This is a genomic window from Oligoflexus tunisiensis, from assembly GCF_001748245.1.
GTDB lineage: Bacteria > Bdellovibrionota_B > Oligoflexia > Oligoflexales > Oligoflexaceae > Oligoflexus > Oligoflexus tunisiensis.
Genome location: NZ_BDFO01000001.1, coordinates 3,325,299 through 3,352,233 on the forward strand (window position 1 = coordinate 3,325,299; position 26,935 = coordinate 3,352,233).

A 26,935-nucleotide genomic window follows, 5' to 3' on the forward strand; every position below is an offset into this window, starting at 1 on the left:
CCCGTTCTTTAGGACTCACTGCCTTGCTTATTGATCGCGCGGGCAAGAAGGAACATACTTGAATATACATAGACCTTTTGCTTGTTCTTCATGAGTGGGGCCGCATAATCGGCAACAGTCTGCTTTTTGATAAGTTTAAAGCCAACGTCGCCGAGCCATTTATCGATCTCCTTTGGCGCCAATCCAAACAGAAAGGGCTCCCCAACCTTTTTCACATGTGCGTCTATGCGCTTACCGCCTGGAAAGCTCGCAGGATTTTCGAGGAAACCTTTGTCAAGGAAATTGAAAATGACTTCCATATGGTCGATGAGCTGAGATGCAATCCATGTGAGAAACCTTGCGAATGATTCCTCTTGCAGATAATAACTGACTCCCTCCATGAGGAAAAACGTAGGGACGGACTGATCCAAGCCATGCCGGAGTAAAAGATCATTCTGCTGAAGAAAGTCGCTTTCAAAGTCCAATGGTATCATCGTACTAGGGCTTTGGAGCCCTGCCTTCTGAAGAGTAATCTGTTTTTTCGCTTGCGTTGCGGGATGATCGAGTTCGAACCAGCGGATAGGCAGGTCTTTGGGAAAACGCAACGATCGGCTGTCATATCCTGCACCACAAAGCACCACCTGAATCCCGCCCTTCTGGGCGGCCTGCAGAAGGATCCTGTCGATGGCAGCTGTTCTAAAAACGAATTCTCCCATGACCCCTGGGAATTTTCGCTCATAGAACGAGGTCGTCCACGAACGAATGTGCTGTGAGCGACCCAAGGTAATCAGACACTTATTCAGGACTCCCAGGAAGAGGAAAGCGTAGGGGTCCTCGATGAGTCTTTGGTCGGGCGCACGCAAGGTTTCAAGTGCGCGCGTCGCCGCCGCTGATTCTGCCGTATCACTTGATTTTTGTTCTTTCATGTCTTCACACCGCCATGCTAAAAGCGCTTAATATGCCTATAACCAGGGCCACAAGCTGAGCCTCGGAGAATGGGCCTCGCCTGGGTCTTGCGGAAGACCGACGCCAGAAATCTATGATGAATCGAAAAGAGCCGTAAAGGATGAAGTACAAAGGCAGGAACTTGCCCCGTTCCGGCGTCGCCACAAAATAGAGGTAGGCAAAGACCGAAAGGTGAAAGGCCGACTCAATCAATTGAATAGGGATGACTGGAGCATCTGTGCGTTCACCACTGGAGAACTTCCTGCAACCACATTCCTTCCGGTCGAAAACCACGGGAGGGTATATAAATCCGAAGCGTGCGTTCGGTACCCCGTAACAGCATCCTCCCAAGAAGCAGCCGATCCTTACGATCCCAAAGTACAAAGGAAAGAAGAAAGCAGCGACATCCAGCGCATCGCTCACACTGTTGCCGAGGAGCAGATGGGCCATCACATAGGATGGGAGCACTACCAGAACGGTATCCTGCAGAAGCGAGCGGGACGCACTCCCCGTTATACGAGCTTTGAAACGTAAGTAAATTCTATGGCTTGCGATAGCGACGAGAATGGCAGCCAGCGTGGTTGGGAACGTGATGGCGATGCGATCCTGAACGGCAATAAATATAATCATGGCGCACGTGGCCATGTCACTCGCCAGAAAATAAGGATGATACGGCCGTCCAAAAACGGTAAGCGTGTGAGCCTTTCGAACCAGCGCTGACAGTTGATTTTGCATGGTTTTCAAGGTTTTTGTCCCGCTGATAATTCCAGATTTCCCTGGTGCAATCTCATATGTCCGCTTTGTATCCCTTCGCAGGTGAGCGCGCGAAGTGCGGAGAGGTTTTGCCCGAGGCCAACCGCAACCACAATCTCGGCGAGACGTTGGGCGCAAGGATTGCCGAGGAGACGCAGAGCTGCTTTGGACCCTGGATGGAGTGTCGTGACACCACCGACAGTTCCCAGCGCCATGGGGAGTTCGATTTCTCCTTCGAGGTCGCCCTCTTCATTTTTCCACCAGCGCGTCATGGGCTGATAAATACCATTGCGGCAGGCGTAAGCATGCGCGCCGGCCTCAGCCGCTCTCCAGTCATTGCCAGTGGCGATGACCACGGGATCGATGCCATTCATCACACCCTTATTATGCGTGGCTGCGCGGTAGATATCGTGTGCTGCGAAGAGATAAGCCTTCTCAATACGCTCGACCACATCGGGGCCGCTGTAGTCGCCATAGCCCAGGCTGTCCTTTGGAACCTTGCAGTGCGCCTTGGCGATCCTTTTATCGCATAGATTTGTGAGGATACGCAGCCCCATGCGGCAGGGTATCAGCTGCTGAATATTCCGGGCGAGCCGCTCACATACTGTGTTGATAAGGTTGGCACCCATGGCATCGCGAGTGTCCACATCGATGTGGATAACGAGTGACTGCAAGGGCTCGATGAAGCGCCATGAGAGATTCCGAGCGCCGCCACCTCGTGCAAGGAGGCGATCCTGACCTTGATTGGCCCAAGCGAGAAGTTCGCCGCGCTCCCGCTCAAGCAGGGAGTGAAAGTCAACGCCAGGATCAGGGTATAACTGAATCTGGCCCGTGCCGATCGGGTCTGTGCTGGAGGTCCGAAATCCGCCGCCAGCCCGGATCATCTTTGCGCCATGACTGGCCGCCGCGACGACGCTCGTTTCCTCGACCGCCATCGGGATGAGCACATCCTCTCCGTTTATCGTGAAATTGGTGGCGATGCCCAAAGGCAGGGAATACGTGCCGACCCCGTTTTCAATGAAGACATTGATAAGCTCGGCACTCAGATCGCCAAATCCGCCAATGTTCAGACCTGCATCAGTTTCCATGCGCATGGCGCGCAGAATGATCCCACGTCGTTCCTCGATGGGAAGGTTGTGAAATCCTGGAATTCGTGAGGAGAGTTTGTCGTCCTGGTCTGGGGCATTGTCCAGAGGGAAGGCTGGCTTTGGACTCGTCATGTTCGGTTCCCGTCCTTTTCGAAAGCTTCGCAAAGGTAAGATCGATCTTCCGCCTCTAAAGATTTGCCTGGCATTCAGTGGCGCGGCTGTATGGACGAGTGAACGTGATCGCTGAAAGTCCTACCTTATCGGATCAGAGCAGCCTCGGGTTTTTCTGTTTGTCACATCATTGGGTTGGATCCTGACCGGGACTTTTCGCAAGGTCAGGAGCTATTCGAAACTTTACAAGAGGTCAGTGTTAAGGTCGGCAATCCACACAAGTCCACTCAATTTCAGAGTCGCCGACAGGAACTGGCCGGTCTTCCATGGCCGTCAGCTGCAGATCCGCAAAATACACACGCTCGTCTTTTCTGGTTGCGGAGCCTGGACTGCTCCCGCCAAAGAATGTCGAGAAAAAGAGACGGCTCAACTTGAGCTGGTCGGTGGTCCGCATGGAGAAATCAGAACGCTTGTAGACCTCCTGGGCATCAATGGCAACGCGCACCATGCCATCGTTCTGACCAACACGATTGGCTTTGACTTCGATTTCGACGAAGGCCCAGCGCCCTTGCGGAAATGAGAAGGTACCGCGACCGAGAGACCATCCATAGACTTTGCCGGTCGTTGAATTTTTCTCAAGTTGAGCCTGCGGGTCGTTCGCCAGATGCTCATTGCCCGCCTGTGAAAAATAAGCGTAAACTTCACCCTTACAATTCTCGCGCCACATCAGACGCACGCTGAAGCCATTGGTCCCTGTCGGGGTTTCTCCCCCTGAAATCAGCTCGCCGGTGCTGGCAACTCCAGGAAGTTTTCCACCCTTGACGCAATCAAATCCTTCGCCGAAGCGATACCAATAGCTCAGTTTGATGCCGTCTGCGGGATGGCCGGTATCGACGACAAACTGTGTTCCACCGGGCTTTAAACCTACGCTTTTGGAGTAGGAGGGACTGGCCGTCCCTTTGGGATAAAGAACCTCCAGGACTTTTCCCGACCGTACACCCATCGGGTCGTGTAATACGCGTTCATTGGCGATGCCTTCCTTCAAGCGGCCGATTTTCTCAATGTTCCAGCCGTCAGGGAAATTATCAAACGTGTAGAGTCCCGGCTGCGACATTTCAGGAACGAGGGTGACCTCGCGTGCGCCATCATTCTGCAGATTTCCGCTCTCCTGGTCGGCTATAGGTTCAGAACTTCTGCCGTTTCCAGGGCTTTTCGCGTCCGGCTCATGACAGGCTCCCACACCAAGGACAATAAAAAGTCCATAAGACAGCATTCTTGATTTGAGCAACATGGTCTCTCCCCAAACTCCGTCAACAGGATTCAGACAACAGCAGTCAGCGCCTGAGGAACATTAGCCTGTTTCGGGCGATAGGGTTAAACCCAATTTTTCTTTACTATTCGATCGTAACCTGAGCGGACTTGATTTCAACCCCGAGGGAGCCGTTGGCCGTTTTTTCATAAATACGGTCCAGGTAGACCTCACAGGATTTCGCAGCGAGGCCTTTCTGATTCAGGATCAGGGCAACGGAAGCAGTATACGATCCTGCTCCATCCAATTTGTTTTCCCTGGTTTGACCTGGAAGTGTGGGCCGCACAGTGACGCCATTGGCCAGGACGCAGCTGATACTGGCATAGACCGATTTCAGATAACTCGCGTCCGCAACGAGAAAATCATCGGTCAGCAAATCCACAGTAAAATTAACCTCGAGGTTGTCGGTTGTTACGGTCGGCGGCTCCATTTCCAGGGAAAAATCAAAAATACGGTCGATCGAAAAGACGGCTTCGGACTTGTCATAGGTCTGATCCTCAGCGTCTTCGAATCGAGGCTGAACAGAAAGCTGCGTGTCGGAGACCAGAATATCGAAGTCGGGCGTCTGATCGTCATCGACGTCGACCGTGGCCGTGCTGCCATCAAAACCCGCCAACGACAAGCTGATGGGTGACTCAAAGACCACATAATCCTGGGTCACATCACAGGCATCATTCAGAAAGACCAGACTCCAAATCGTGAGTTTATCGTCGCTGATCGAATACCAGGTTTTTCGATAGGTGCCGTTGATAACGTTGTCCACCTCGCAGGTACTCTCCGCATAGAGGCGACTTTGATCCAGTTGAACCTCAGTCCCGTCGGGAAGCGTGGCGCTGATGACAGTGGACTCCGACTCATCTTTCTTCTCGGCGCAACTGATGGACAGGGCTGTGAGGAGCAGAACACTTGGAATGGCCTTCATGAACGTATCCTTCCGTGGAGAACGCAAAATGGAATGGCTCCCCTCATTATAGTCTCCGGGCAGCCTCACGGTAAGAATTGTGTAAATATTTCATTCAGAATCTGTCGCGCCCCCCTACATACCCGATTTAACCCGCAGAACCAGGCCCTTGCGCCCGTTTCCTGAAGACCTGGCAGCAACAGAGACCAGAACGTGATTCGACTGCCCCCCGAAAAAACTCGTAAATCCGCTGGGCATAGGAAATGCATAGGGCAATTTTTAAGCACACTTGTTAACGTAACCCATAGCTCGACCTCGAGCTGAGAGGAATGTATGAGCGCGTCCCATGCAAGCTATCGCATACTTTTTCTGGGAACATGTCTGCTCTTTCTTGCGTGCCAGAACCAAAGTCCGACGGGCCACCGGAGTGTCCCCACGGCAGGAACGCAGCAAGGCACTGACATCAATCCAGTCGAAGACGATGGGAATACCATCGCGGACAATGATGAGAATCCGACACCAAATTCCATGGATTCCACGGATAAGAAACCGGGAACGGACCCCGAAGTGAAACCGGCGACCTGTGCCAATGAAGTTCTGGGAATAGTGGGTGGAACGGCTGTCAAGACAAAGACGTTGCTGGCCAGGTCCACAGCACAGATTTATTTTCCCGATACGGATTGCACGGCAACTCTGGTCGGCCCCACGCAGCTGACAACAGCCGCTCATTGTTTTGAGCCTGGCGTCACGACTGCCGAGATGCGCTTTGGAATCGATTCCACCAAGCCTGACCTTGTCATTCCGGTTGCCAAATGGATCGTGCATCCCTCCTATGATAATCAGTTCCGTTATGATGCGGCGGTCGTAACACTGCAGAAACCCGTGCCGGCTGAGCTGGTTCCGGTGCCGATTGCCAAACCCGAGGAACTGTTTGCCGGTCGGGACGTGATTTATGCGGGTTATGGCACGCTCTCGGAAACAGGACAGGTCGCCGGCACTCTCAACTGGGTCTCGGTCAAAGTCGAATCGGTCGCTGCGAACAATCCATCGTTCGATACGGTGATCAACGGCAAAGGAACCTGTTATGGTGATTCCGGTGGTCCCGGCTATATCGTGGACGAGGCCACGCAATGCCTCAAGGCTGTCGGAGCCACATCCACAGCCAGCCAGAAATCGCCAACAGGACTCTGTGGCGAAGGCGATACGACCACGGACTTGACCCGTTTGCAGGGCTGGATCGCAGCGAGCTTTGCCGCGCTGGGCGCGCCCCTGGAAGGACTCAATACGAAGGACGGCAGCGAGGCGGCTGCCGCCCAGAACGTTATTGTTACAGCGACGAACTAAAAGACTGATGGGGGTCATCAGTCAGGACCCTTGATGACGAACCAAAGGCCGTATTGAAATCCGCCATCTGATTATGAGCATAACACCAGAGCCAGGTTTCCCCTGGCTCGAAGGATTGAATCACCGGGTGCTTCGTTTGGTGATAATGTTGCGTCGCATGCTTGTTTGGGGAATCATCACAGCATCCGACATGCCCACACGCCAGGCATAGTCTGAGGTGCATCCAGTCATCTCCCGATTTCAAACATTCCTCGCAACCTTCGGTCGTATGGGGCGTCACAGGACTTAGCGTCCGAAAATCCTTGCATAGAGCCATGGCTACTCACCCTTTTGTTAAGCGTGGGAAGTTAATTGCATCGCGCCAGCGGGCATCCCGACACGCAACATCGTAGTCTCATCGTGGATCCATGGAAAGTGACGAAGGCATCGTGGGTGTAATTTTTTGCTCCAGCTCATGCATAACGTGGTGCGGTGAAGGGCCCCGGCAGGGGCCCGCAGTCAGGCGGGACATTCGCGCATCCGCGTTTCTGAGCTGCGGATGTCAAAACTCAGTGCGCCCGGAACGGCGAACAGAGGGAAGGAGTCAACGGCACCTGGACCGAGGGCGGTGATGGCCAGGGCAAGATCATGCTGCCGATGCAGGCGATCTTAAGGCTCACGCCGCTGGACAGAAACCCAAGGCCAAGGAGGTGTTGGCCGCAGGCCATGGCCAGCATGAATACCGCGGCGATGCCGACGCAAGCGCCTTGAATACATTCGCGGGTGGATCCCCAGGCGAACGCGGCCGTAAAGAGAATCGCCGCGTTTGAGATGATACCCGGTCTGATCCACCATCATCATCGCGAGCAAAATTCGGACCGCTTGAAAAAATCGAATCATTTTAAGAGCGCAGATGATTCTCTGCGGGATTTGACGCTGAGAGCTGATCCATCAGCGCCAACAGTGGGTCGCTCCGGACGCATTCAGTGCTGCCTGGGAAATGCGCGCGCATACTGGACCGGAACCAGTCCTTCCGTTTTCGCATGCAGCTCCTTCTGCGCGCGGAGGGGCCAGTAGGGATCGCGCAGAAATTCCCGCGCAATGAACACGAGATCCGCCTGTCCACTGCGAATGATCGCATCGGCCTGCATCGACTGCGTGATCATGCCGACCGCGCCGGTCGCCATCCCGGTTCGCCGGCGGATGGCATCCGCAAAGGGCACCTGGTAGTTGGCGCCGACGGGAATACGGGCCTCGGCAGAAACGCCACCGGAGCTGCAATCGATGATGTCGACGGCCTCATCCTTGAGCAGGAGCGCCAGCGCAATGGAATCCTCGAGCGTCCAGCCATCCTCCACCCAATCGGAACAGGAAAGTCGCACGGAGAGTGGCAAGGACTCCGGCCAAACACCACGCACGGCGCGCACAGTTTCCAGCAGCATACGACAGCGGTTGTCGAAACTGCCCCCATAGGCGTCCTGCCGTAAATTGCTGAGTGGCGAGAGAAAACTATTGAGAAGATAACCGTGCGCCGCATGCACTTCAAGAGACTGAAAACCGGCCGCAAGAGCCCGCTCCGCAGTTTTCGCGAAAGCCTGGACCATGAGCTGAATCTGCTCCACGCTCATGGCCTCCGGTGCGGGATAGCTGTCGCTGAAAGCCAGAGGACTCGGCCCGATCGTGGTCCAGCGGCCTTCCGCGACTGTCAACTCCTGATCACCGAACCATGGAGCTTTGCGACTGGCCTTGCGCCCGGCGTGCGCAATCTGAATTCCCGGCACGGAACCCTGTTCGCGGATGAAGCGGACACAACGCGCGAGCGGTTCGATATGAGCATCCGACCACAGCCCAAGATCCCGGTCGGTGATGCGGCCTTCAGGAGTTACGGCCGTGGCCTCCACAACCACCAGCCCGGCACCGCCGACCGCCCGACTGCCGAGATGCACCATGTGCCAGTCGTTCGCAAAACCTTCATGACAACTGTACTGGCACATCGGTGAAACTCCGATGCGATTGCGCATGGTGATGCTGCGCAAAGGAAAGGGTTCAAAGAGATGGCTCATGCGTGGACTCCTCGTGTGTTAAGGAAGATCAAGCGGGCCGTGCAGCACGCAAACGATCGGATAATGATCGGAGGGCAGCTGGCGCCGATCGAAAAAACTGGTCGGCAGCATGATCTCCTGGTCCTCGTTTTCAAAGCGATAACGGTAGACATAGGTCTGATCATGATCGAGCTGCACCCGCAGGGATTTCGGCAGAAAGATATAGTCGAGCTGCTGGGCGTGCAGTTTTCGATTGATGAAGGTCACATGGGTGAGGCGCTCATGTTTGGGACGACCCACCAGCCTCAGCACGTCCTCCAGATCCGTGTGCTTATAGATGGGAATAAACTCCGGTGCGGTTTCATCACGGGACGCATTGCCGTTGAAGTCGCCCATGATCATGACCGGGGCGCCGTGCTCTTGCTGCAGATTCGCGTAAATCTCGATCAGAGCCTTCACTTCCGCCGCCCGCCGCACCTGGCCGCCGGGATCGATGCCTTCCATGTCAAAGCCCGATTTCAAATGGACCATCAGGATAATGAGGAGAAGCTCCTGCTTCTCATTGCGCACGAAGAGGGCGGGAATATCCCGGGAAAGACGCCGCTCCTCGGGCTTGCCAAGGTCCATGTAACCCGCAGCCTGCGCAGCGATATGAAATTTCACGGGATCATCTTCATGCGGATAGGTGAAGGGCACACGCCAGTGCTGATGCGTGAGCAGCTCCACCTTCAGCGGCAGGCCCTTTTTCACCAGAAAACCGTTTTCAATGCCGCGATGCGAAGAGGAGGGAATCAGGAGGACGTCATAGGCATCGTGCAGGAACCATTCATTGAAACGCAGGAGGGACCCGTGGCCGCCGACTTCACACATGCCGATGATATCCGGGTCTTCATCCGCGATCATCTGGGCCATGCCACGCAGCTGAGCCAGGGATTTCAAACGCGTTTCATCCTGGGCCAGGAGCTGCCACTGCTGCTCGGACAGTTCCTCCAAATCGCTTTTCGAAATGTCATAGGCAGGATTCAAAAATAGATCCTGCGCGTTATACGAAACAAGTTTCAGCTGATGCGGCCAATTTTTCCCAGACACGGATACCCTTCCTCGCAAGGTGACAAGTCAAAATCCTTGTGATAAACGTGGTCCAGCTGGAGCCACAGGGAGGCAGGCGATGGCTGATCAAAACCGCCGCTATCTCAAAGATCGCGCGGATCCTCGCAGCCCTTTCCAGGTGCTGCGCAACCGAAGAAAGGGATTTCTGCCGGAATGGACAACCGCGCACAAAGGTCAGGTTTATGTGGCCAGCTGCGACGGCTTGAAGAGTGGTGTCTATAAAATAGGCAAATCCACGGATCATTTCAGCCGACGTTCCCAGGCCCTTTCGCAGCCGACCGGCGCCCCCGGCTTTTATTTTCCCGTCTACCGCTTCGAAAGCGATCTATTCGATCAACTGGAAAAGGATATCTTCCAAACTCTGCAGGCCTATCGTCTGCACCGCCGCAAGGAGTTTGTCGAATGCCCCCTCGAGCAGATTGTCAAAAACCTGCGCAGGAGGCAAAGGGAATGTGCACCTGAACTGGGATTTGCGGAGCACTTTTATTATCCCATCGAGGAATTCGAAGCCTTTATCACAGAGCTCTACCAGGACCTGCTTCTGCATCCGGGGCCCGAGAAGTGGCCTTTGATCTGCATCTTTCTCTCCCTGATCACCGGCCTGGCCCCTGCGGACGTGCTCATCCGGATCGGGCATCAAAGGGAGGCGCTGCCGCCGCTCCTCGGGGGGCTGATCGCAGCGGATGATGTGGTGTGGCTGACCGCCTATCTTCGCAGTCTTCTGCGTCATGGGCATGTTCCCTTTGCGGAAGATCTGGAGGATGAGTCTCTGGAATGGTCACTCGCGTGGCTGGAGGAAAGGCTTTGGGATGCCATCCATGCTTCGCCCTTTTTGCGAAAAATCCAAGCCTTCAGTGATCTGCCTTCGACCGAAAGTTTTTGCCACATGCTTCACCGCAAGGCCTGTCAGTACTGGGGCGAAGAGCTGCCCGAAGCCCACGCGGACCTGGAGCGTGCTCTGGAAAGGATGCGCTCCCGCCTCGACTTCCACTTTATTTAAGCCCCGATTCGTCCGATGAAACCAGGGACATGGCAAACCAAGGACAAGCATGCAGCCGCCGGGTTTTTTGCGCAATCAGCTGGGCGAACAGGAACTCACCAAACTGGTGAGGCAGGCCGCGATTTTTTGCTCCATCATGTACCTGCCCTTTTCCTATATATACCCACTGGTCCTGGGACCTCAGACCGTCGACCCTTTTTGGGAACGCCTTGTCCTGTCGACGATCGCGTTGTTTGGCCTGCTCCTGCCGCGCTTTCCGCAAACCCGTCCATGGATCCAGGCTTTCATTTACGGACTCTGTTTTCTTTTCTCGGGGCATCTTTTCTTTCTGGTTTGCCGCAATGACCTGAATGTCGCTTATCAGTTGGGCTACATCTGTGTGGTGGCGCTGATTGCTTTCTATCTGGATACGAATATCATCTTCTGTCTGTATGTCCTCTACAACGGCCTGCTGATCGCGGCGTCCCTCCTGTACAAGGTTTCCTACGACAATCTCCTCTTCGGCATGATCATCGCCACGATCCTTGGCATCGATTGGCTGGCTCTCATGTCCCGTCTGCGGGTGATGAAATCCTTGCGGGAGAGTCGCGCCGAAGTCATGCATAAAAATCGGAAGATCCAATCCATCCTGGAAAACATTCAGCAGGGGGTTCTGATCATTGAAGATGCCGACGGCCGGATCGGCGACGAATGTTCGACTTTCCTCTATCGCCTGATGGATGGCAGGAACCCGGATGAACTCCGGAATCTCCGCCAAATCCTGGAACGCACGCAGCTCACTCAGGATCAGGTGGAGCAGGTGCTATCGGTCGTTTGCTGCATCATCCATGAAGATGAAGTCTCCTTTGCGATCAACTATCATCTTTTTCCAAGGACCCTGATTGAAGGACGGGGACAGGCCACCCGGCAGCTTGAGCTGGACTGGAATCCCATCATCGACAGCCGCGGCCGGGTCAGTCACATCCTGGTCTGCATTCGGGATGTCACGGAACTGAATAAGTTGCGGCGCGATGCCGCCCGCGGCCAGCAGGAATTCACGCTGCTGGCTGAGCTGGTGAATATTCCGCGGGAGCGGCGCGGCAACGCCCTGGATTCGTCGGCGAATCTTATGGAGCAAATGATCACAGTGCGTGAGGCGTCCCCGATCCTCCTTCTGCGGCTTTTGCATACCTTGAAAGGCAATGCGCGCACGTTTGGGCTTTTAACCCTGGCCCAGGCAGCCCATGATTGCGAAAGCCAGATTATGCAGGGCCAGGCGTCAGGACCGGAACCCCTGGAACCGTTGAAGCGATTGGTGCAGGACTATCGCACGATCGCCGAGCACAAGCTGGATCATCAAAGTCAGAGCCATCATTATGTATCCCTGCCGCGCGATCAGTGGAAGGCTGCCGTGGCGGCCCTGGATCACTTGCCATCTCATCAGCGTCAGGGTCTGCAGGCGCTCTATGATCTTGTGCAGAGTTCCCGCACGCAGACGTTCCAGAATGTTCTGGCCCCCCAATTGGAAAGTCTTCCGCCATTGGCAGCAGAACTCGGCAGGAAAGCGCCGGTGGTGCATATTGAAGATCCTGGCTTTCAGCTGCAGCCGGAGGGTGCTGAACTGATCCACCATGCTTTCCTTCATCTTTTACGCAATGCCCTCGATCACGGCATTGAAAACCCGGCGGACCGGCAGAAGGCGCAGAAGCCATTGGAAGGCCATATCTGGTGCATTTTAAAGGACGCGCATGAGGGACTCGAAATCCATGTGCAGGATGATGGTCGCGGCTTGAACCTGACCGCCATCGAACAGAAGGCACGCGTCAACGGCCTGATCGCGGCGCATGAAGTGATGCCCCCCCAAAAGATCGCAGAGTTCATTTTCCATCCAGGCTTTTCCACCCGGGACGCCGTGACAGAGATTTCAGGCCGCGGCGTGGGCCTGGATGCCGTGCGCGCGATGCTGGAACAGGCTGGTGGTGGCATTCGCATCGTTCTTGAGGACGTCACGAAGCCTGATTCCGTTGCGTTCCGCTTTATCCTGCGCCTGCCGTCTCAGTGCGTGACACCCCGAATGCCCTTGACGGCATAACCCATATAGCCGAGGCGCAGACTTTCCGTAAACTGAAACGCAAAGTCCGGATGCACCCGCCGCCTCAAAAGCGAAGCCCAGAACGGCCATTGCAGAAAACGGGGGCGCAGGCCTTGAAAGGCTTTGACCTGAAGTCCCGCGAGAGCAGCCATGGTTGATAATTCCTCGGGCTTGATAAAGAGATGCCAGACGTGAAAGTGCTTCGGACAGTCGCGGGCGATCAACTCCACGGCATGTATGGCCAGAAATTTTGCGGGCAGCGTGCGGTTGAATGTATAAAAAATCAAAAGACCCTGGGGTTTGAGCACGCGGGCCGCTTCGGCAATGGCGCGTGCGGGTTCATTCACATGCTCCAGAAAATCCATCATCAGCACGGCATCGAAAGCACGATCCTCAAAGGGCAACCGATACGCATCCGCGCTTCTATAGGCGACGCGTGAATTCTTCGGTGCGTGACGGCGCGCCACCGCCAGGGATCCGGCCGACTGATCGATGCCGGTCACGCGATAGCCATCAGCCGCCAGGCCGTTGGACAGAAAGCCGGCGCCACAGCCGACGTCGAGCACACGCGCGCCGGGGGCGAGCTGATTTTGTTTGAAAATGCCTCGCACATAATCAAGTTTCAAGACGGATTCGGCCCTCAGAAGGGCGATGATATGCTCATCATCATTGTACCAGCGTTCGCCCAGGTCGTCGTAGAACTGATTGTTCACCGCGGGTTCGGCTATGTTTGCGGTCATGGTAAACATTCCAGTAGAGATGTTGATAAAGACCCCACACCAAAATGATGGGAGGCAGCATTTTTAAAGTGGGATGATGCGGCTGCAGAAACCAGATCAGACCTGTTGTCAGAAGAATGGGACCATGCAGGACAAACAGCAGAGCATGGCACCATTGTTCGGCGCCGCTGCAGGCGGAAGCGTGAATCCACTCATCCTTGGTAATAAAAACGCAGGATGCGAAGGCCAGGCCTCCATAGACAGCAAGCCAGGTCGGTGTTGGTGTGAGAAAAGCCGGCACCAAAAGGGCCAACAGAAAGAGGCTGGTATCAGCCACGTGTCCCCAGCGTTCAAACGGGGGCAGGCCGCGGCGGCGATGGAAAACAAATTCATCCATCACCATGATCATGCCTTGCATCAGGACCAGACTGAATAAGAGTATACTCAGGAACACCTGCATGCCGTCTCCCCTCATCAGACATCCTTAGCCAAAAGATTCATCATCAAAGTCAGGCCCGGTCCAAAGGCGAGGGAAACGATGCGTTCGCCGGCTTTCACACGAGGATCGGCCTGCATGGAAGCCCAGATATAGGGGAGGGTGCTGGATGACATGTTTCCATATTGATGCAAAATCATCTTGCTGTGACGCACCGCCTCGTCATCCAGCTCCAGATTGCGCTGCACGGTTTCAATAATCAAAGGTCCACCGGGATGGACGGCGAAGCGATCAATGTCATGAATCCTCAGTCCATGCCCACTGAGAAACTGGCTGACGTTATCTTTTAAGACTTCACCAATTTTCAGCCCCACTTTCCGGCTCAACACCATACGAAAGTGGGAATCCCCCGGCCGCCAGGTCATGCAATCCGTGGAATCCGGAATCAAGGTTTCCGCATGATCGAGCAGCGCCAGGCATTGCGGTGATCGGTGGCGACTGAGATCCATGCGCGCCGCACCATCCGCAAAGAGGATATTCGCCACGATCTGATCCGCTTCCGAGGCGCTGGGGGCCAAGTGCAGACTGCAAAACTCCACTGAGAAAATGCTGACCGTCCTGTGATTGTTCTGACTACGCAGCAGTTCGGCCGCCAGATTCAAGGCTGGAACGGATGCATAGCAGCCCATGTGCCCGAGCTTTAAGAGGCGGGTTTGGGACTGCCAGCCCTTGTCGAGGAGAAGTTTTTGGGCCGTGTAAGGCGCATCGTAGCCAGTGCAGGAAACTTCGATGCAGTAGGCGGGCGCCTCCGTCGCATCCTGAAAAGCTGCACGAGCCATTGGTAATGCCTGCTCCGCAAATATCTGCATGCGTCGTTCCAAGGGCGGCGCCATCCAAGGTGTCGCTGTTCCATCCACGCGACTGTCGTCTTTAAAGAGCACCATGCTCCTCCAATCGTCATGGCTGTAGTCGCGCAGGACAGAGCGGCGGAAACCGATGCTGGCATTGCCGAGGAAACGTTCATAAAGCTGCAGACCCCGGTTCTGTTTGGGCTCGTCCCCCTGGTTTTCCGCCTTGCTGCGCTGCAAGGCCTTCATCAGCCACCCTATGGCTGCTTTTTGTTCCAGTCCATACGGAGCCTCAACAGGGACGATGCGATTGAGATAAACCATGGCCATCCACCTGACACTTGGACATTGATGCGGAGCTGCCGCTCGATCACGGCCGTCCCCGGAGCGAGTGCAATATACGGACCTTATATTGAAAATAGAAAGCGCGGCTGATTCATGGGTTTGAGATCAAACCCATGAACCCCTGGGGTATTGTCACTATGATGGCTTAACGGCCGGGAACGCCAGCGCCGCCCGAAGCATTGGATTGATGCGTGCGATGTTCGCGACCACGGTGACCACCTTGGCCTGAAGGCCCTATGTTTCCGCGTTTGTTGTCATGGCCTTCGTTGACATCCACTTGAAACTGACGATCGGCGGCTTCATCCTCATGCAGCTGCTGGGCATGCTTGGTTGGTTCGCCGCCGGTGTTATGTTTGCCTTTCTTTTTCTGTGCCATGGTCGACTCCTTTGTGAAGAGACCCTTCATGAGCCTTCGCTTTTTGGATTGCAATATGCAGGCCGTGTCCCAGATTTTCTTCCAGCCCACGGAGGTTTTTATGCAAATGTCACTGTTCAACGGAGCCCTGGCCGGCCTGGTGGCCACTGTGCCCATGACGGGTGCGATGTTTCTGATGCGCCGCTGGCAGCAGCCTCAGGTGCAATCTCTGCCGCCTGAAAAAGTGGCTGATGGAATCGCAAAAAAACTGGAGGTGGATCAGGACATGGACCGTTCTGAAAAAGCAGCGTTCACCTGGCTTTCCCACTTTGGTTTTGGCACAGGAACCGGCGTTTTGTATCCACTGGTGACACCCAAACCTGAGGAGCAGAGCGTTCTCAAAGGCATGCTCTTTGGTCTTGGTGTATGGACAGTCAGTTATTCGGGCTGGATCCCGGCTGCTGGCATTCTGCGCTTCCCCACCAAACAATCCCGGTCCCAGGTCGCCCTTCAGATCATGACGCATCTGGTCTGGGGCGGTGTGCTCGGAGCCCTCACACCGCGTCTGCGATTGCGGTAAATCATCCTCCTCTTCGTCATGAACCCGGCTCGCACCCGGATTGCGCGTAAGCCTCAAGCTGAAGCAAGCAGAGGTTCACGAAGTCCGGTAGAGCTGGACAGGTGAGTTTTGTAGCTCCCCCTGTGTTGATTGAACTGAAGAGGACGAACATCATGATTTTTAAGAAACAGAGAACCCTGCCCCTGCTCCTGAGCAGCGTCGCTGCTCTCACCACCCTGAATGCCTGCGGAAAAAAAGCCGAAAACAGTGATCTCGATATCGTCGGTGGTCGCCGTGTGACCGCCCAGGATAGCGGGCCGGAAAAGATCTCAACCGTTGGCCTGAATGGTTGTACAGGAACCATCATTGCCAAGGATTTGATCCTGACGGCGGCGCACTGCTACGATAACTCCGTGCAGGGCGGTTATGTGCTGTTTGGGATTCAATTCAATGGCCGCGATCGCAAGATCATAAACATTGAAAAGGCCACCGTGAATCGGGCCTATACGGATCCGCACAATGATGTGGCCATGCTGAAACTGGCCAGCGATATTCCTGCCGGTTATAAACCCGCAAAACTTCTGCCCGCTGGTGTTTCCTTGACCAATGGTCAGACCGTTCGTCAGGCCGGTTATGGTAGTGACAACACACCGAATTCCTTCGGTACCTTGCGCACTGTCGACAGCCGCTATGTGGGTCAAGGCAGTCGCGGTTCCTTGAGCGTCCGCAATGGCAGCACCGCCGCCTGTAGTGGTGACTCCGGTGGTCCATTGTATGTGCAGCAGAACGGTGAATGGTATGTGGCCGGTATTGCCTCCACAGCCTACATGGATGCTCAAAGACGTTGCGTCGGCGGCAACGAGTATGCGAGCGTCAGTCAGAACTACAGTATGATTCTTGATATGGCCCGCCAGCTGACTGGCCGTCAGGATCCTTTGGGAAGCGGCAACGAAGCACCCAAGCCAGATCCAGATGATTTGAATGATCCAACGAAGCCAGCGAAGTTCCAGCTCCTCGGCGAGCTCACCGAGCAGGGTGATCGTCTGGTCATTCAGGCCAAGAACATCTCAGGTCGTGCGGTACGCAACTGCGAATTTACTCTGACTCCTATTCGCAGCTTCTATGGCTTTTATCGCGTATCGTATGATTTGACCTTCAGGGTCAGTGAGTCCGCGGCGGATCAGGTTCTGAATCTGACCTTCCAGGACCCTTATGCGAACGACAGTCGTCTTGGCGAAATCGAAGAGTATTCCGTTAAGAAGACCTGTCAGGAATAAGAACAGACCCTTGATCTTCATCCGCCGCTCTCCCTTGTGCTAAGATCCGAATGCCTAGGCAAGGGAGAAGGCGGATGAACGATCCCAAGGAAAAAGGCTTTGTTCGGGTTCGCGGCGCTCGCGAACATAATCTCAAGAACATAGACGTGGATATTCCACGTGATGCTCTGGTTGTCTTTACCGGTGTCTCGGGTTCAGGAAAATCCTCGCTGGCGTTCGGAACGCTGTATGCCGAAGCCCAAAGGCGTTATCTGGAATCCGTTTCACCTTACGCCCGGCGCCTCTTCAATCAGATGTCCGTGCCGGAAGTCGAATCCGTGGAAGGGCTGCCGCCAGCCGTGGCTCTGCAGCAGCAGCGTGGATCCCCAACCACCCGATCCTCCGTGGGAACTGTCACCACTCTTTCCAATCTTCTCCGTATGCTCTATTCCCGCGCCGGAACCTATCCTCCGGGTCAGCCTTTGATTCATGCCGAAGGATTTTCCCCGCATACTCCGGAAGGAGCCTGTCCCAAGTGTCAGGGCCTCGGTCGTATTTATGATGTTACCGAACAATCCATGGTACCGGATCCGGATCTCAGCATCCGTGAACGGGCGATTGCCGCCTGGCCTCCCGCCTGGCACGGGCAGAACCTGCGCGATATCCTGGTCACGCTCGGCTACGATATCGACAAGCCCTGGCGGGAGCTGCCCAAAAAGGATCGTGACTGGATTCTCTTCACCGATGAACAACCTTCCGTTCCGGTTTATGCGGGATACGAAGCGCACGAAGTGAAACGGGCGCTGAAACGCAAGGAGGAGCCGAGTTACATCGGCAATTTTTCCAGCGCCCGGCGTTACGTGCTGCACACCTTTGCGAATACGCAGAGCCAGCTCATGAAAAAACGCGTGTCACAGTACATGGTGTATCAGGACTGTCCCACGTGCCACGGCAAACGCCTGCGCAAGGAATCGCTGTCAGTGACCTTTGAGGGCATGGATATCGCCGAACTTTCCCTGCTGCCGATGAAGGCTCTGGGGCAAATCCTGGAACCTTATGCCGAGGGTCGTGCGCCGCGTCTCAAGACCCTGCGCCGCGAGCATCCGGAAATCGCTCTGGTGACCGAACGCATTGCTGCGGATATCCTTGGGCGTTTGCAGGTGCTCCTGGATCTGGGACTCGGTTATCTGGCCCTGGAACGCAGCACGCCCACGCTGTCGCCTGGTGAATTGCAGCGCCTTCGTCTCGCCACGCAGGTGCATTCCCATCTGTTCGGTGTGGTCTACGTGCTCGATGAGCCCTCCGCCGGACTGCATCCCGCGGATACCGAAGCCTTGCTGCGGGCCTTGGCGCGATTGAAGGCCGCGGGCAATTCGATCTTTGTCGTGGAGCATGAACTTGAAATCATACGCAAGGCGGATTGGATTGTGGACGTGGGTCCGGCCGCGGGACAGCTGGGCGGAGAAATTCTTTATAGCGGTCCGCTCACAGGTCTTGCGCAGGTGGAGGCTTCACAAACGCGGCGGCATCTTTTTCAGCAGAAAAATGCTGATCCCCGCACACCCCGCAAGGTCAAGGGCTGGCTGCACCTGACGGGTGTCACCCGCAATAACCTGAAAAACGTGGATGTGGATATTCCCCTCGGCGTGCTGGCCAGCGTCACCGGCATTTCGGGATCCGGAAAATCGAGTCTCGTGAGCCAGGTCCTGGTTGAGCTTGTGACCAAAGCTCTGGGCCTTGATCTTAAGGAAGAGGATGGGGAAGGGGAGGAAATCGAACGCACGGAAGTGGTCACTCTGGGCGGTGAAATCAAAGGCGGCCTCGGCGGTATCAAACGCCTGGTGCGCGTCGATCAAAAGCCGATCGGTCGCACGCCGCGCTCCAACCTCGCCACCTACACAGGCCTCTTCGATCCCATTCGCAAACTCTTCGCCGGGACAAAGCTGGCCAAATCCCGCCGCTATGATGCCGGACGTTTTTCCTTCAACGTCGCCAAGGGCCGTTGTGAACATTGTGAAGGGGAGGGCTTTGTCATGGTGGAGCTGCTGTTCCTGCCCAGCGTCTATGCCCCCTGTCCCACCTGTCAGGGAGCGCGTTACAATGCCCAAACGTTGGAAGTGAAATATCGTGAGCACAGCATCGCCGATGTTTTGGGCATGACTGTGGATCGGGCCTTTGAATTTTTTGCCGACGAAGCCGCTGTCCAAAGGCCGCTTGAGGTCCTGCGCGAAGTGGGGCTGGGTTATCTGCGTCTCGGACAGCCCGCCACGGAACTTTCAGGCGGAGAAGCGCAACGCATAAAACTTGCAAGTGAACTCCAGAGGGCCACGCGTGGTGCCACTCTTTATGTGCTGGATGAGCCCACCACCGGATTGCATCCTTCCGACGTGGAGCGTCTTCTGATTCAGCTCGACCGCCTGGTCGATGCGGGGCACACCGTTGTTACGGTGGAGCATGATATGGATGTCATCCGCCGCAGCGACTGGATTATCGATATGGGCCCGGGGGCCGGGGATGAGGGCGGACGCGTAGTGGCAGAGGGAACGCCCGAGGCGGTGATGGCGGTGAAAGGTAGCTTAACCGCCCGATATTTAAGATCTTAATTAATATAGACAAAAGCTATCGGGATATTGAATCTTAATATTTTATTTCTATGAAGAGAAGGACGATTCTATTCATGTAAGCCCGGTCTGCCTTGTGACCCGGCTGGAAAGGAATGGAATATGACACCCTTCATGCTGGCCACCCTGGGTGGTTTGATATCTTTTGGTTCGACCAGTTTCGGTTCGGCTCTGGCCATGCTGCGCCTGCCTGGAAAGCGTTTTGAATCCTGGCGTCTGCCGATCGATTTTGCGCTCGGGCTCATGATTTCAGCGGTCGCGTTTTCGCTGGTCGGCCCTGCTGCGGTGGAGGCCTTTGGCGATTGGCAGCGTTTCGCGCCGATCGCCCTGGGATTTTATGCTGGTGTTCTCATGATCGCCGTCCTGCATCGCCTCATGCATCGTTTTGAAGCCGCCAAAGGCCAGCAGGGGCAGCTGCTGCTCGCTCTGGTGCTGATGGTTCATAATTTTCCGGAAGGCCTGGCCTCGGGTGCCGCTCTTGTGGGTTTGGATGTCGTGCAGGCCCGCACCGTTTTGAGTTCGATCGCGCTCCAGAATATACCGGAAGGCCTGCTGATGGTGGCCTGCCTGCGGGCTCTGGGGGTGAGTCCCTTGTGGTCTTTGGCTGGAGGCATTGGATCCGGCGTGATTGAACTCTTCGGTGGCATGGGGGCCGGCGTGCTGCTCCATGGAAGTGCCGCGCTGCTGCCTTTCCTGCTCGCGACCGCGGGTGGAGCGATGCTCACTTCGGTGGTCATGGAAATTCGGGAAAATGCGGCCCGGCACAAACGGATTTGGAACTCTCGCTTTGCCATGGGCCTGATCACGATTCCTGTTTTGAATGGAGTGATCGGCCTACTCCAAAGCTGAGCGCCAATTCGGAATCCCCTCGCCGACGACGTTGTCTGCCTCGCCGCTCATTTATTCACAGTAACCTGCGCTTCTCACTCGTTGAAGCCTTGCTCGAAGGGAGCGGTGTTAGCGAATATCCTATCTTCTATTCCTCACAAGGCACCGAAGTGCCGCTGCTGTGCATTCCCCATAGTCCATTTACTAACTTAAACGACTTATCCGTTTTCTCAAGATCATAGAAGAAAAATTCTGTCTCAATCCGGCACTGACCTGCTTTGATAGGCGGAGCAGATAGCACTAATTTTGGGCCCAATACTTGGTATTGAATGGACGCAGAGTTCAAACATTCCAAAGTTTCGCATCCTAAGTGCTTTCGCATTTTCTCGTCATGATCAACGAATAGGTCAGGGTCCACACCCAAAAACTTCACTGTTCCGTGCCCAGAGCCAGCTCCACTTGGCTCGAACTGCATCGTTACCGTCTTAAGGTCATCTGTTAGCGCGCTTGCACCTTTGGTTCCAGGCCCAAAAGTCTGTAAGAGTTCGTCAGCATATTGCTGATATTGCACTCCATAAACCGTGACTTCATTATTTGATTTTTCCTCAGCCCAGGCCTTGAATGTAACTGGCAAAAACAGGAGCTTTCGCCCAAAAATGCTGTCTGAAGATTGATACATATAAGCTGTATGGCTAGTTCCTTCAGATCTTTCAACATTCACAGTTTTAATTTCAATTTGACGAGTTACCCAGTTAAATTCGCCAAAAAGGTGAAGCACTAGGTCAAGGTTTTTGTCATTTTTCGCCAAACTGACTTTCAAAGTAAAATTGACATCTTTAGCGCCATAAGATGAATAGCAAGTATCAGATTTAACTTTTAGATCAATCCCTGGCTCAAGATAAGCTTTCGTGAAGTCTTCGAAGAAATCTTGAATGCCCTCACATTTTTTATCCCATGATACTGAAGCAAAACTATTGTCTCGAAATCCGGAGTAGTCTAAACGACCATCTTGAGATAAGTTGATCTCAGGATTTTCTTTCGGCTCTGGACCTAACGGTAGAGGCGTCGGATCTGGAGTCGGCAGCGATTCAGGAGACTCTACCTGATTCGGCTCAACACTGCGTCCTTTTTTTGCCTCCGAACAAGACAAACAGAGGCCAGAGAATAGCAAAGTTGCACAAATTAAGTTTGCATTACCCATGTGAAAAGCATTCAAGGATTTGAACGAGGACATCTTAGGCCCCTCATGAATATTAGGTTTCGCTCTGTATTGAAGTCTGCTTCGAACATTGCAGTAAACTACCGTTAAGCATTCCTGCCGCCTTGATTCAATTCTCTGATGGTTGCAGTTTGCCGCCTTTAAAGGTTCCCATAACAACAGGGTCTCTGGTTACCAAGACCTCAGTCTGAATTGAAAGCGATTTTAGTTGCTCTTGGATCACCTTTAATTCTCTCCAGGTTCCTTTAAGGAAGTCGCAAGGTAAGTTGGTTATCAACGAAAGAGCAGCCTTTGGTTCTAGTCCAAAGACTTGCTTAATTGCGTTGACAACTTTTAACTTATTCTGCCCCTCTTTAATCCTTAAAACCCAATGACCATTTTGAGCTTCGATTTCGCGCTCATAATCCTCAATCACCTCATCAAGATAACTAGACTCACCTGCCGTCAACCGACGAAATTCGCCATTATTCTTGTTGAATAGAATAGGCCCGGCACCAACCCATTTTATTTTTGGATCCAGAGTGGCTGCATACTCCTCATTGTTGTATCCGAAAACCCAGCCAAAAGAGGTTTCTCTTGTCAATCGATCCAATATGATGGGGCGGTCGCGAAGAGCCTGAGTCTCGTCACGCTTCAAGAGATCCCTATATAGGATTTCTATTGCCTGCTCTTTACTGAACATTTGCAACCCATCTAGTTGTTATTGGGTATGATCGCCTCTCGCGTATATCGCGCTTTGAATGTTTCAAATAGCTCATAATAAGGCCCGCCCTTTGTACTGTCCGGACGGGGCTTTGGAGCAGGGTCCCTAATAGCTACGACTTTTTGGCCATTTCTGATGGTTATGCCATCAACTACGATCCAATGATCATAGTCTCCATTGGTGGCAACTCTCGCTATTACGGGACGTCCACCAGCTGTTAGGCGCTCCAAATCATTTGGAAATGTTTCCATGTTCCGTCTTGCATTGACACTATTTGATTTCAATAGCGCGACGAGTTCATCGCCTGTGGTCGCTTTATCCCCGACTTGGGCGATCAAGTCCACAAGTTTCTTGGGTTTTCCGTATGTGTCTAATACCATGCCGCAGGTGGCAGGACCACAGTTCAGGGATCCAGGGTCCTGGTATACCATACTGCGGCTTTCATTTCGTACCATCCGCCCAGTAGCATCGAATTCACCCGCAGCTCCTGCTTTGGATGCTTTAATCTCTTCAGCAAAAATACTAAAATCGTCTACAGACTTTAAGCCGTTCCTACTCGCAGATTGCAAGGCTCTTGCAGTTACTTCCTCTGCTGAACCGGATAGGGGGGTGACCGATTCGATTGCTTCGCCTAACGAGCTTATAGACTGGCCGTTACGAATTGCATGTTCATCCGCAACATTAACAATACGTCCGAGGGAGGATGCAGACCGGGATACTTCAGCAACTTCATCAGCTGACCTGCCGAATGATAGAATCTCTTGTGCATAGACCAGTGCACTTTTTCCGGTAGAAAAAACAGCCGCACCAAGCTCAGCTGCAGCTGGGATGAAACCAAAGGCAACATTCACGAGAGCCATATCCTTTTGGAAAGGAGATAGCTCAGATCCGTCGTAAATTCTCTTGCCGGAACGGAACTCGTACCAGCTCTTGGCAATAACAAAGGCTTCAGCTCCGATAGCAACGATGGCGGCCTGAGGAAAAGCTACATATAAGGCAAGTGGGGCGATTGCAATTGCCATATCAGCAAGTGCGTAAGTAACTTCAAGAGCTTTGTCTCCAAACCTGGTTTGGCCAGCGGCATATTTCGTATCAGCAAAATCCAAGGTGTTAGTGGCATCTGCTAGCAACTCTCTCGCTCTCTGCCTCCCTTCTGTAGGATAACTTGGATTCTCGATTGTGCGCTTAGCGTAGTTTACGTAGCTTTCTGCCCTTCTAACCGCCATGCCTTCTATAGTTTGAATATCAGTCTTAAATCCGTTGACGTTTTGGTCAACCTTAATTTCCACTTTGGGAAGAGAAGCTTCTATACGCTGCTGTGCCTGCTGCCTTGAACTTTGACCACTACTGATACTCCCAGCGAGTCTTTTGTATGATTCACGTGATGTAATGGGGGAGGCATTGGCTGAATTTGTTCCAACGGCAATTTTATAATCGGCTACAACTTTCCCGACTTCTCGACGGGCATCATCGAAACCCTTGACCCATTGTGCTTGAAGGTCATCATGCAGTTCACGCGCTTCCATGAATTTCTTGGCTTCCTGGTTACGTCGCTCGTTTTCCTGCTGGCGCTGCTGTATTTCCATGTCAGCGAGCGTTTTCCCTGTATTGTCCTTGGTAGGCTTTGTGGAGTCAGACGTTCCAGGAGTTCTGAAGGATGCGCCCTGGCCATAAGGGTTGTAATCAATACTGTTCTTTGTAGCGTTTGAGATGTCATTGCCGCCAAGAATATCCGAAACAGTCCTGTTGCCAGGAATGCGCGAATTATTCCATGTCCAGTCTATTTTAGGGTTGTTTGGATCATAACATCCTTCAACACATAGGTCCTTAACAGCATCCACATATGGTTCAACTGTGACTTCTGGGATAGGATCAAAGTCACTTTCCTTGATTGGTGAGAATATATCGCCACTTTCGTCGTTCAGCGAAGAGACGGAGGTGCTGGAATCACAACCAGCAAATAAAAATGCATTCAGAATAAGAAAAATAGAAATTATTGTCCTACGCATACTTCCGCCGTTGATTTATAAAGTGGCGATACCAAGTCAAACGCTGCCAGCGTTTTAACTTCCCCCGCTTTTGCAAGGAATTCCTTGGCTTTGGTTTGACATATATTGTTGTTAGGCAAAGCTGCAGCTAATCTTGCTGCATAATTCTTTTGCAAGGAAAGAAACCCTTGCCAGCCATTCTTTTCGATGTATTTAATATCTGAATCTATAATGGAAACTTTGTCGTCAACACTTTTGAGTGCAATCGCGAGAGCGGCACTGTTAACCCCAGATAGGCTCGACATTCTGTCTTTAAATTTTAAGGCTTGTTCTTTTTGAGACTTAAGAATTCGAAGAGGTTCAGAATAAAAGTAGTAATCCGTATGCAATCGGCGAGCCAATCCATTGATACTTGCTGCGGTCCACCAATCTGTCATCTCCCACATAAGCTTATCAAGTGCCAAATCCCGATAAAGTTGATCTATAATTGCATCAATTTTCTCACCACGGATTCCGGCAACTTTCTTATAAAACGCATACTTGAGCTTATAGTAAGCCAGTGCCAAAAGATCGGAGCGATGTTTCGCTCGTTGATGCAATTCTTTCCTTATGATCTGTATTGCATTGGAAGCATCTTTAATATTGGCGTTATATTTGTCCACTGAAGCAGTGAAATCGCTGTTGAAATCTGGGACGGGTTGAGACGTGCAGTCATAACCTTTTGTTAGACTGCCGACTCGATAATTCATCTCGGTTAGTTTTCTAATGAAAGAATCGGTGCTTTCAAAAAGAACTCTTTCATCAGCTGAAAGCCCTGATGCTTTGTTGCTTAGATCCTTGAATGCGTTAACAATCGCTCTGTCCAGATCTGACGCAGACTGTTGGGCAGTAAAGCTATCGGTTCTTTGTTTAGCTTTTCCGGATGTGGATTCAATAAGGGACAGAACTTCATCGTTCTTAGTGTTCAGAAATCTGATTGCTCTATCGAAGCTATAATCAAGCGGCTTCTTGTTGGGATTGGGTTCCAGATAACTTACTGAATCAGGCTTGTCTTCAGAGAAATGTATCGAGACAAGATTGTTGTAAGAAATATAGAGCAAATCCATTGATTGAAGGCATCGTGCCCGCTGAGTGCTCTCGCAGAGCCTCCAGGCTTGGTATTCCAGCGGCCGATGCGAGAAACCGTCGACAACAATATTTGGTACGCCCATCATGTTTGGAGTGCTTGGGTCGTATCCAAATTTTTCTAGCAAGTCCTTTGCTTGACATGCATTGTTTGGATTCTTGAATAAAGGGCTGATGTTGCATTCGCCGTCATACCATGGCGGAAGACGCTTATTCCCTTCGCTCGTCGGACAAATTGCATATATAGAGCCCGACGTCAACAACGCCAAGCCCAGGACCGTTCTGGTAACAGTTTTCGTCCACATCGTAGTAGGCTCCAGTATGCAGGAATTTTCAAATTAAAGAGAAGGTTCAGGTTGGTCCTCATTAATCTTGCCGCGCAGAGTTCTCTCATATCCTTGGATTTCAGTGTCCATGCCATCTTGTACGCGTTTTATCTCAGAACCAAGTTGTGCCAAAGTTGGGTTAAGTTCAGCTGCGATTTCGATCAGGCGATCAATGGACGAATAATACCAATCTCGAATCTTCAGATAGCGGTCGTATTTCAGACAAAAGTCAGATAAATTTTCATCACCCTCTTTCTGGCAAACATCAACCATCTTCGTGAGAGCACCCTTTTCAGGGACTGGACATATTATGTTTGTCTCCAAATCAAAGTCGCCATGATCCTTAGCGTATTCAGTCTTCATTGCTTGAATCGTACCATCCGGCACAAGAGCATTTGCATCCTGGGTTTTAATCATGCAATAAAAGGATTCTTTTGCTCCGGCCTCGTTCGAAAGCGTGGCCATGATACTTGCAAGCTGTTTAGCTTTCGAGTCCCTATCTCGCTTGATGGACTCAAAATTCGCGCCTACATCTGTGATCTTGTAAGTATAAAAAGGAGATGATATCTCAAGCTCAATTCCGTTTGGTTCCAGTATGATTTGAGGAGCGAGAGAAGGGCATTTAATTGAAAAGTTGGAAATACTTACTTGGAGTATTTTGTCGACACCCTTGAGATGCTTAGTATAGAAGAACTCATCCGCTAAAATTGTTGAGCCATCGCAGGCTACCGTCAATTTTATTGGTGTTCTTGCACCGATGCTTGAATAAACCCCCAGGGGCTTAACTACACTGCTCGCGGAAAAAGTATACTCACGATCGCTTGAAATTTTAGACCCCAAATCAATGTTTGATTCCTGATTCTCCTTTACTCCCGCGATTAGGGTCGAGCTGAACACCAGTGAAAGGACGATGGTATGTAACAAATTCATTTGTAACACCTTCTTATACTTTTGATTCATTTGAGCGAATTGCCT

24 protein-coding genes are annotated in these 26,935 nt (G+C 52.9%); 7 read left to right on the forward strand and 17 right to left on the reverse strand.

Annotated features, from left to right (window positions below; translation table 11 throughout):
- Nucleotides 1–8 precede the first annotated feature (8 nt).
- The 5 genes from OLTU_RS13945 to OLTU_RS13965 form a co-directional block, all read right to left on the reverse strand.
- Nucleotides 9–905 carry a class I SAM-dependent methyltransferase gene (locus OLTU_RS13945; protein WP_141733376.1) on the reverse strand — a complete coding sequence of 299 codons (897 nt, stop codon included), beginning with the start codon at nt 903–905 and terminating at the stop codon, nt 9–11.
- A gap of 4 nt (nt 906–909) precedes the next feature.
- The gene (locus OLTU_RS13950; RefSeq protein WP_245676865.1) at nt 910–1,659 is read right to left on the reverse strand and encodes a prolipoprotein diacylglyceryl transferase family protein; all 750 of its coding nucleotides are present in this window, start codon (nt 1,657–1,659) and stop codon (nt 910–912) included.
- A gap of 5 nt (nt 1,660–1,664) precedes the next feature.
- Entirely contained in the window at nt 1,665–2,897 is a 1,233-nt protein-coding gene (locus tag OLTU_RS13955; RefSeq protein ID WP_141733378.1) for a hydroxymethylglutaryl-CoA reductase, degradative, read from the reverse strand.
- A gap of 238 nt (nt 2,898–3,135) precedes the next feature.
- Nucleotides 3,136–4,167: a polysaccharide lyase gene (locus OLTU_RS13960; protein ID WP_141733379.1), complete on the reverse strand. Its 1,032-nt coding sequence runs from the start codon at nt 4,165–4,167 to the stop codon at nt 3,136–3,138.
- A 103-nt stretch (nt 4,168–4,270) separates the two neighbouring features.
- Complete coding sequence (locus tag OLTU_RS13965) at nt 4,271–5,107, reverse strand: hypothetical protein (protein ID WP_141733380.1); 837 nt, start codon at nt 5,105–5,107, stop codon at nt 4,271–4,273.
- A gap of 312 nt (nt 5,108–5,419) precedes the next feature.
- On the opposite strand from OLTU_RS13965, the gene OLTU_RS13970 reads away from it, so the two are divergent.
- Nucleotides 5,420–6,430 carry a S1 family peptidase gene (locus OLTU_RS13970; protein ID WP_141733381.1) on the forward strand — a complete coding sequence of 337 codons (1,011 nt, stop codon included), beginning with the start codon at nt 5,420–5,422 and terminating at the stop codon, nt 6,428–6,430.
- Here the strand turns inward: OLTU_RS13970 and OLTU_RS33195 are convergent.
- The 3 genes from OLTU_RS33195 to OLTU_RS13985 form a co-directional block, all read right to left on the reverse strand.
- Nucleotides 6,414–6,746 carry a UBP-type zinc finger domain-containing protein gene (locus OLTU_RS33195; protein ID WP_141733382.1) on the reverse strand — a complete coding sequence of 111 codons (333 nt, stop codon included), beginning with the start codon at nt 6,744–6,746 and terminating at the stop codon, nt 6,414–6,416. The two genes, OLTU_RS13970 and OLTU_RS33195, sit on opposite strands and share 17 nt — an antisense overlap.
- Nucleotides 6,747–7,392: 646 nt before the next feature.
- Nucleotides 7,393–8,472 carry an NADH:flavin oxidoreductase/NADH oxidase gene (locus tag OLTU_RS13980; protein ID WP_141733383.1) on the reverse strand — a complete coding sequence of 360 codons (1,080 nt, stop codon included), beginning with the start codon at nt 8,470–8,472 and terminating at the stop codon, nt 7,393–7,395.
- An 18-nt stretch (nt 8,473–8,490) separates the two neighbouring features.
- Nucleotides 8,491–9,540: an endonuclease/exonuclease/phosphatase family protein gene (locus tag OLTU_RS13985; RefSeq protein WP_141733384.1), complete on the reverse strand. Its 1,050-nt coding sequence runs from the start codon at nt 9,538–9,540 to the stop codon at nt 8,491–8,493.
- Nucleotides 9,541–9,619: 79 nt separating this feature from the next.
- On the opposite strand from OLTU_RS13985, the gene OLTU_RS13990 reads away from it, so the two are divergent.
- Together OLTU_RS13990 and OLTU_RS13995 are read left to right on the forward strand one after the other, a co-directional pair.
- The gene (locus OLTU_RS13990) at nt 9,620–10,561 is read left to right on the forward strand and encodes a GIY-YIG nuclease family protein (RefSeq protein WP_141733385.1); all 942 of its coding nucleotides are present in this window, start codon (nt 9,620–9,622) and stop codon (nt 10,559–10,561) included.
- A gap of 49 nt (nt 10,562–10,610) precedes the next feature.
- Nucleotides 10,611–12,632, forward strand: a complete 2,022-nt coding sequence (locus OLTU_RS13995; RefSeq protein WP_141733386.1) for an ATP-binding protein — start codon at nt 10,611–10,613, stop codon at nt 12,630–12,632.
- Here OLTU_RS13995 and ubiG read toward each other — a convergent pair.
- From ubiG to OLTU_RS14015, 4 genes are all read right to left on the reverse strand, one after another.
- Nucleotides 12,596–13,372: a bifunctional 2-polyprenyl-6-hydroxyphenol methylase/3-demethylubiquinol 3-O-methyltransferase UbiG gene (gene ubiG / locus OLTU_RS14000; RefSeq protein ID WP_176736613.1), complete on the reverse strand. Its 777-nt coding sequence runs from the start codon at nt 13,370–13,372 to the stop codon at nt 12,596–12,598. The two genes, OLTU_RS13995 and ubiG, sit on opposite strands and share 37 nt — an antisense overlap.
- On the reverse strand, nt 13,299–13,811 hold the full coding sequence (locus tag OLTU_RS14005) for a hypothetical protein (protein ID WP_141733388.1): 513 nt from the start codon (nt 13,809–13,811) through the stop codon (nt 13,299–13,301). The genes ubiG and OLTU_RS14005 overlap by 74 nt, the downstream gene beginning before the upstream one ends.
- 14 nt (nt 13,812–13,825) lie before the next feature.
- The gene (locus OLTU_RS14010; RefSeq protein WP_176736614.1) at nt 13,826–14,959 is read right to left on the reverse strand and encodes a type III polyketide synthase; all 1,134 of its coding nucleotides are present in this window, start codon (nt 14,957–14,959) and stop codon (nt 13,826–13,828) included.
- Between the two features lie 166 nt (nt 14,960–15,125).
- Nucleotides 15,126–15,356 (reverse strand): hypothetical protein, encoded by a 231-nt coding sequence (locus OLTU_RS14015; RefSeq protein ID WP_141733390.1) that lies wholly within the window; start codon nt 15,354–15,356, stop codon nt 15,126–15,128.
- A 28-nt stretch (nt 15,357–15,384) separates the two neighbouring features.
- Between OLTU_RS14015 and OLTU_RS14020 the strand changes: the two genes are divergently transcribed.
- From OLTU_RS14020 to OLTU_RS14035, 4 genes are all read left to right on the forward strand, one after another.
- Nucleotides 15,385–15,915 (forward strand): DUF6789 family protein, encoded by a 531-nt coding sequence (locus OLTU_RS14020; RefSeq protein ID WP_141733391.1) that lies wholly within the window; start codon nt 15,385–15,387, stop codon nt 15,913–15,915.
- A 152-nt stretch (nt 15,916–16,067) separates the two neighbouring features.
- Complete coding sequence (locus OLTU_RS14025) at nt 16,068–17,171, forward strand: S1 family peptidase (protein ID WP_141733392.1); 1,104 nt, start codon at nt 16,068–16,070, stop codon at nt 17,169–17,171.
- Nucleotides 17,172–17,245: 74 nt separating this feature from the next.
- A complete protein-coding gene (gene uvrA / locus OLTU_RS14030; RefSeq protein ID WP_245676822.1) occupies nt 17,246–19,753 on the forward strand; it encodes an excinuclease ABC subunit UvrA in 2,508 nt (835 codons plus the stop codon).
- Between the two features lie 120 nt (nt 19,754–19,873).
- Entirely contained in the window at nt 19,874–20,620 is a 747-nt protein-coding gene (locus OLTU_RS14035; protein ID WP_141733394.1) for a ZIP family metal transporter, read from the forward strand.
- Between the two features lie 127 nt (nt 20,621–20,747).
- On the opposite strand, the gene OLTU_RS14040 is transcribed toward OLTU_RS14035, so the two are convergent.
- The 5 genes from OLTU_RS14040 to OLTU_RS14060 form a co-directional block, all read right to left on the reverse strand.
- On the reverse strand, nt 20,748–21,833 hold the full coding sequence (locus OLTU_RS14040; protein ID WP_141733395.1) for a hypothetical protein: 1,086 nt from the start codon (nt 21,831–21,833) through the stop codon (nt 20,748–20,750).
- 94 nt (nt 21,834–21,927) lie between these two features.
- Complete coding sequence (locus OLTU_RS14045; protein ID WP_141733396.1) at nt 21,928–22,500, reverse strand: hypothetical protein; 573 nt, start codon at nt 22,498–22,500, stop codon at nt 21,928–21,930.
- An 11-nt stretch (nt 22,501–22,511) separates the two neighbouring features.
- A complete protein-coding gene (locus OLTU_RS14050) occupies nt 22,512–24,530 on the reverse strand; it encodes a cysteine peptidase family C39 domain-containing protein (RefSeq protein WP_141733397.1) in 2,019 nt (672 codons plus the stop codon).
- Nucleotides 24,515–25,939 carry a hypothetical protein gene (locus tag OLTU_RS14055; RefSeq protein ID WP_141733398.1) on the reverse strand — a complete coding sequence of 475 codons (1,425 nt, stop codon included), beginning with the start codon at nt 25,937–25,939 and terminating at the stop codon, nt 24,515–24,517. The genes OLTU_RS14050 and OLTU_RS14055 overlap by 16 nt, the downstream gene beginning before the upstream one ends.
- A 33-nt stretch (nt 25,940–25,972) precedes the next feature.
- Nucleotides 25,973–26,890, reverse strand: a complete 918-nt coding sequence (locus OLTU_RS14060; RefSeq protein ID WP_141733399.1) for a hypothetical protein — start codon at nt 26,888–26,890, stop codon at nt 25,973–25,975.
- Nucleotides 26,891–26,935 lie beyond the last annotated feature (45 nt).

What these genes read in the sequence shown, in the direction of transcription:
- OLTU_RS13945 (WP_141733376.1), bottom strand. Translation starts at nt 905, where the DNA reads ATGAAAGAACAAAAATCAAGTGATACGGCAGAATCAGCGGCGGCGACG.
- OLTU_RS13950 (WP_245676865.1), bottom strand. Translation starts at nt 1,659, where the DNA reads ATGCAAAATCAACTGTCAGCGCTGGTTCGAAAGGCTCACACGCTTACC.
- OLTU_RS13955 (WP_141733378.1), bottom strand. Translation starts at nt 2,897, where the DNA reads ATGACGAGTCCAAAGCCAGCCTTCCCTCTGGACAATGCCCCAGACCAG.
- OLTU_RS13960 (WP_141733379.1), bottom strand. Translation starts at nt 4,167, where the DNA reads ATGTTGCTCAAATCAAGAATGCTGTCTTATGGACTTTTTATTGTCCTT.
- OLTU_RS13965 (WP_141733380.1), bottom strand. Translation starts at nt 5,107, where the DNA reads ATGAAGGCCATTCCAAGTGTTCTGCTCCTCACAGCCCTGTCCATCAGT.
- OLTU_RS13970 (WP_141733381.1), top strand. Translation starts at nt 5,420, where the DNA reads ATGAGCGCGTCCCATGCAAGCTATCGCATACTTTTTCTGGGAACATGT.
- OLTU_RS33195 (WP_141733382.1), bottom strand. Translation starts at nt 6,746, where the DNA reads ATGGCTCTATGCAAGGATTTTCGGACGCTAAGTCCTGTGACGCCCCAT.
- OLTU_RS13980 (WP_141733383.1), bottom strand. Translation starts at nt 8,472, where the DNA reads ATGAGCCATCTCTTTGAACCCTTTCCTTTGCGCAGCATCACCATGCGC.
- OLTU_RS13990 (WP_141733385.1), top strand. Translation starts at nt 9,620, where the DNA reads ATGGCTGATCAAAACCGCCGCTATCTCAAAGATCGCGCGGATCCTCGC.
- OLTU_RS13995 (WP_141733386.1), top strand. Translation starts at nt 10,611, where the DNA reads ATGCAGCCGCCGGGTTTTTTGCGCAATCAGCTGGGCGAACAGGAACTC.
- ubiG (WP_176736613.1), bottom strand. Translation starts at nt 13,372, where the DNA reads ATGACCGCAAACATAGCCGAACCCGCGGTGAACAATCAGTTCTACGAC.
- OLTU_RS14005 (WP_141733388.1), bottom strand. Translation starts at nt 13,811, where the DNA reads ATGCAGGTGTTCCTGAGTATACTCTTATTCAGTCTGGTCCTGATGCAA.
- OLTU_RS14010 (WP_176736614.1), bottom strand. Translation starts at nt 14,959, where the DNA reads ATGGTTTATCTCAATCGCATCGTCCCTGTTGAGGCTCCGTATGGACTG.
- OLTU_RS14015 (WP_141733390.1), bottom strand. Translation starts at nt 15,356, where the DNA reads ATGGCACAGAAAAAGAAAGGCAAACATAACACCGGCGGCGAACCAACC.
- OLTU_RS14020 (WP_141733391.1), top strand. Translation starts at nt 15,385, where the DNA reads ATGAGCCTTCGCTTTTTGGATTGCAATATGCAGGCCGTGTCCCAGATT.
- OLTU_RS14025 (WP_141733392.1), top strand. Translation starts at nt 16,068, where the DNA reads ATGATTTTTAAGAAACAGAGAACCCTGCCCCTGCTCCTGAGCAGCGTC.
- uvrA (WP_245676822.1), top strand. Translation starts at nt 17,246, where the DNA reads ATGAACGATCCCAAGGAAAAAGGCTTTGTTCGGGTTCGCGGCGCTCGC.
- OLTU_RS14035 (WP_141733394.1), top strand. Translation starts at nt 19,874, where the DNA reads ATGACACCCTTCATGCTGGCCACCCTGGGTGGTTTGATATCTTTTGGT.
- OLTU_RS14040 (WP_141733395.1), bottom strand. Translation starts at nt 21,833, where the DNA reads ATGTCCTCGTTCAAATCCTTGAATGCTTTTCACATGGGTAATGCAAAC.
- OLTU_RS14045 (WP_141733396.1), bottom strand. Translation starts at nt 22,500, where the DNA reads ATGTTCAGTAAAGAGCAGGCAATAGAAATCCTATATAGGGATCTCTTG.
- OLTU_RS14050 (WP_141733397.1), bottom strand. Translation starts at nt 24,530, where the DNA reads ATGCGTAGGACAATAATTTCTATTTTTCTTATTCTGAATGCATTTTTA.
- OLTU_RS14055 (WP_141733398.1), bottom strand. Translation starts at nt 25,939, where the DNA reads ATGTGGACGAAAACTGTTACCAGAACGGTCCTGGGCTTGGCGTTGTTG.
- OLTU_RS14060 (WP_141733399.1), bottom strand. Translation starts at nt 26,890, where the DNA reads ATGAATTTGTTACATACCATCGTCCTTTCACTGGTGTTCAGCTCGACC.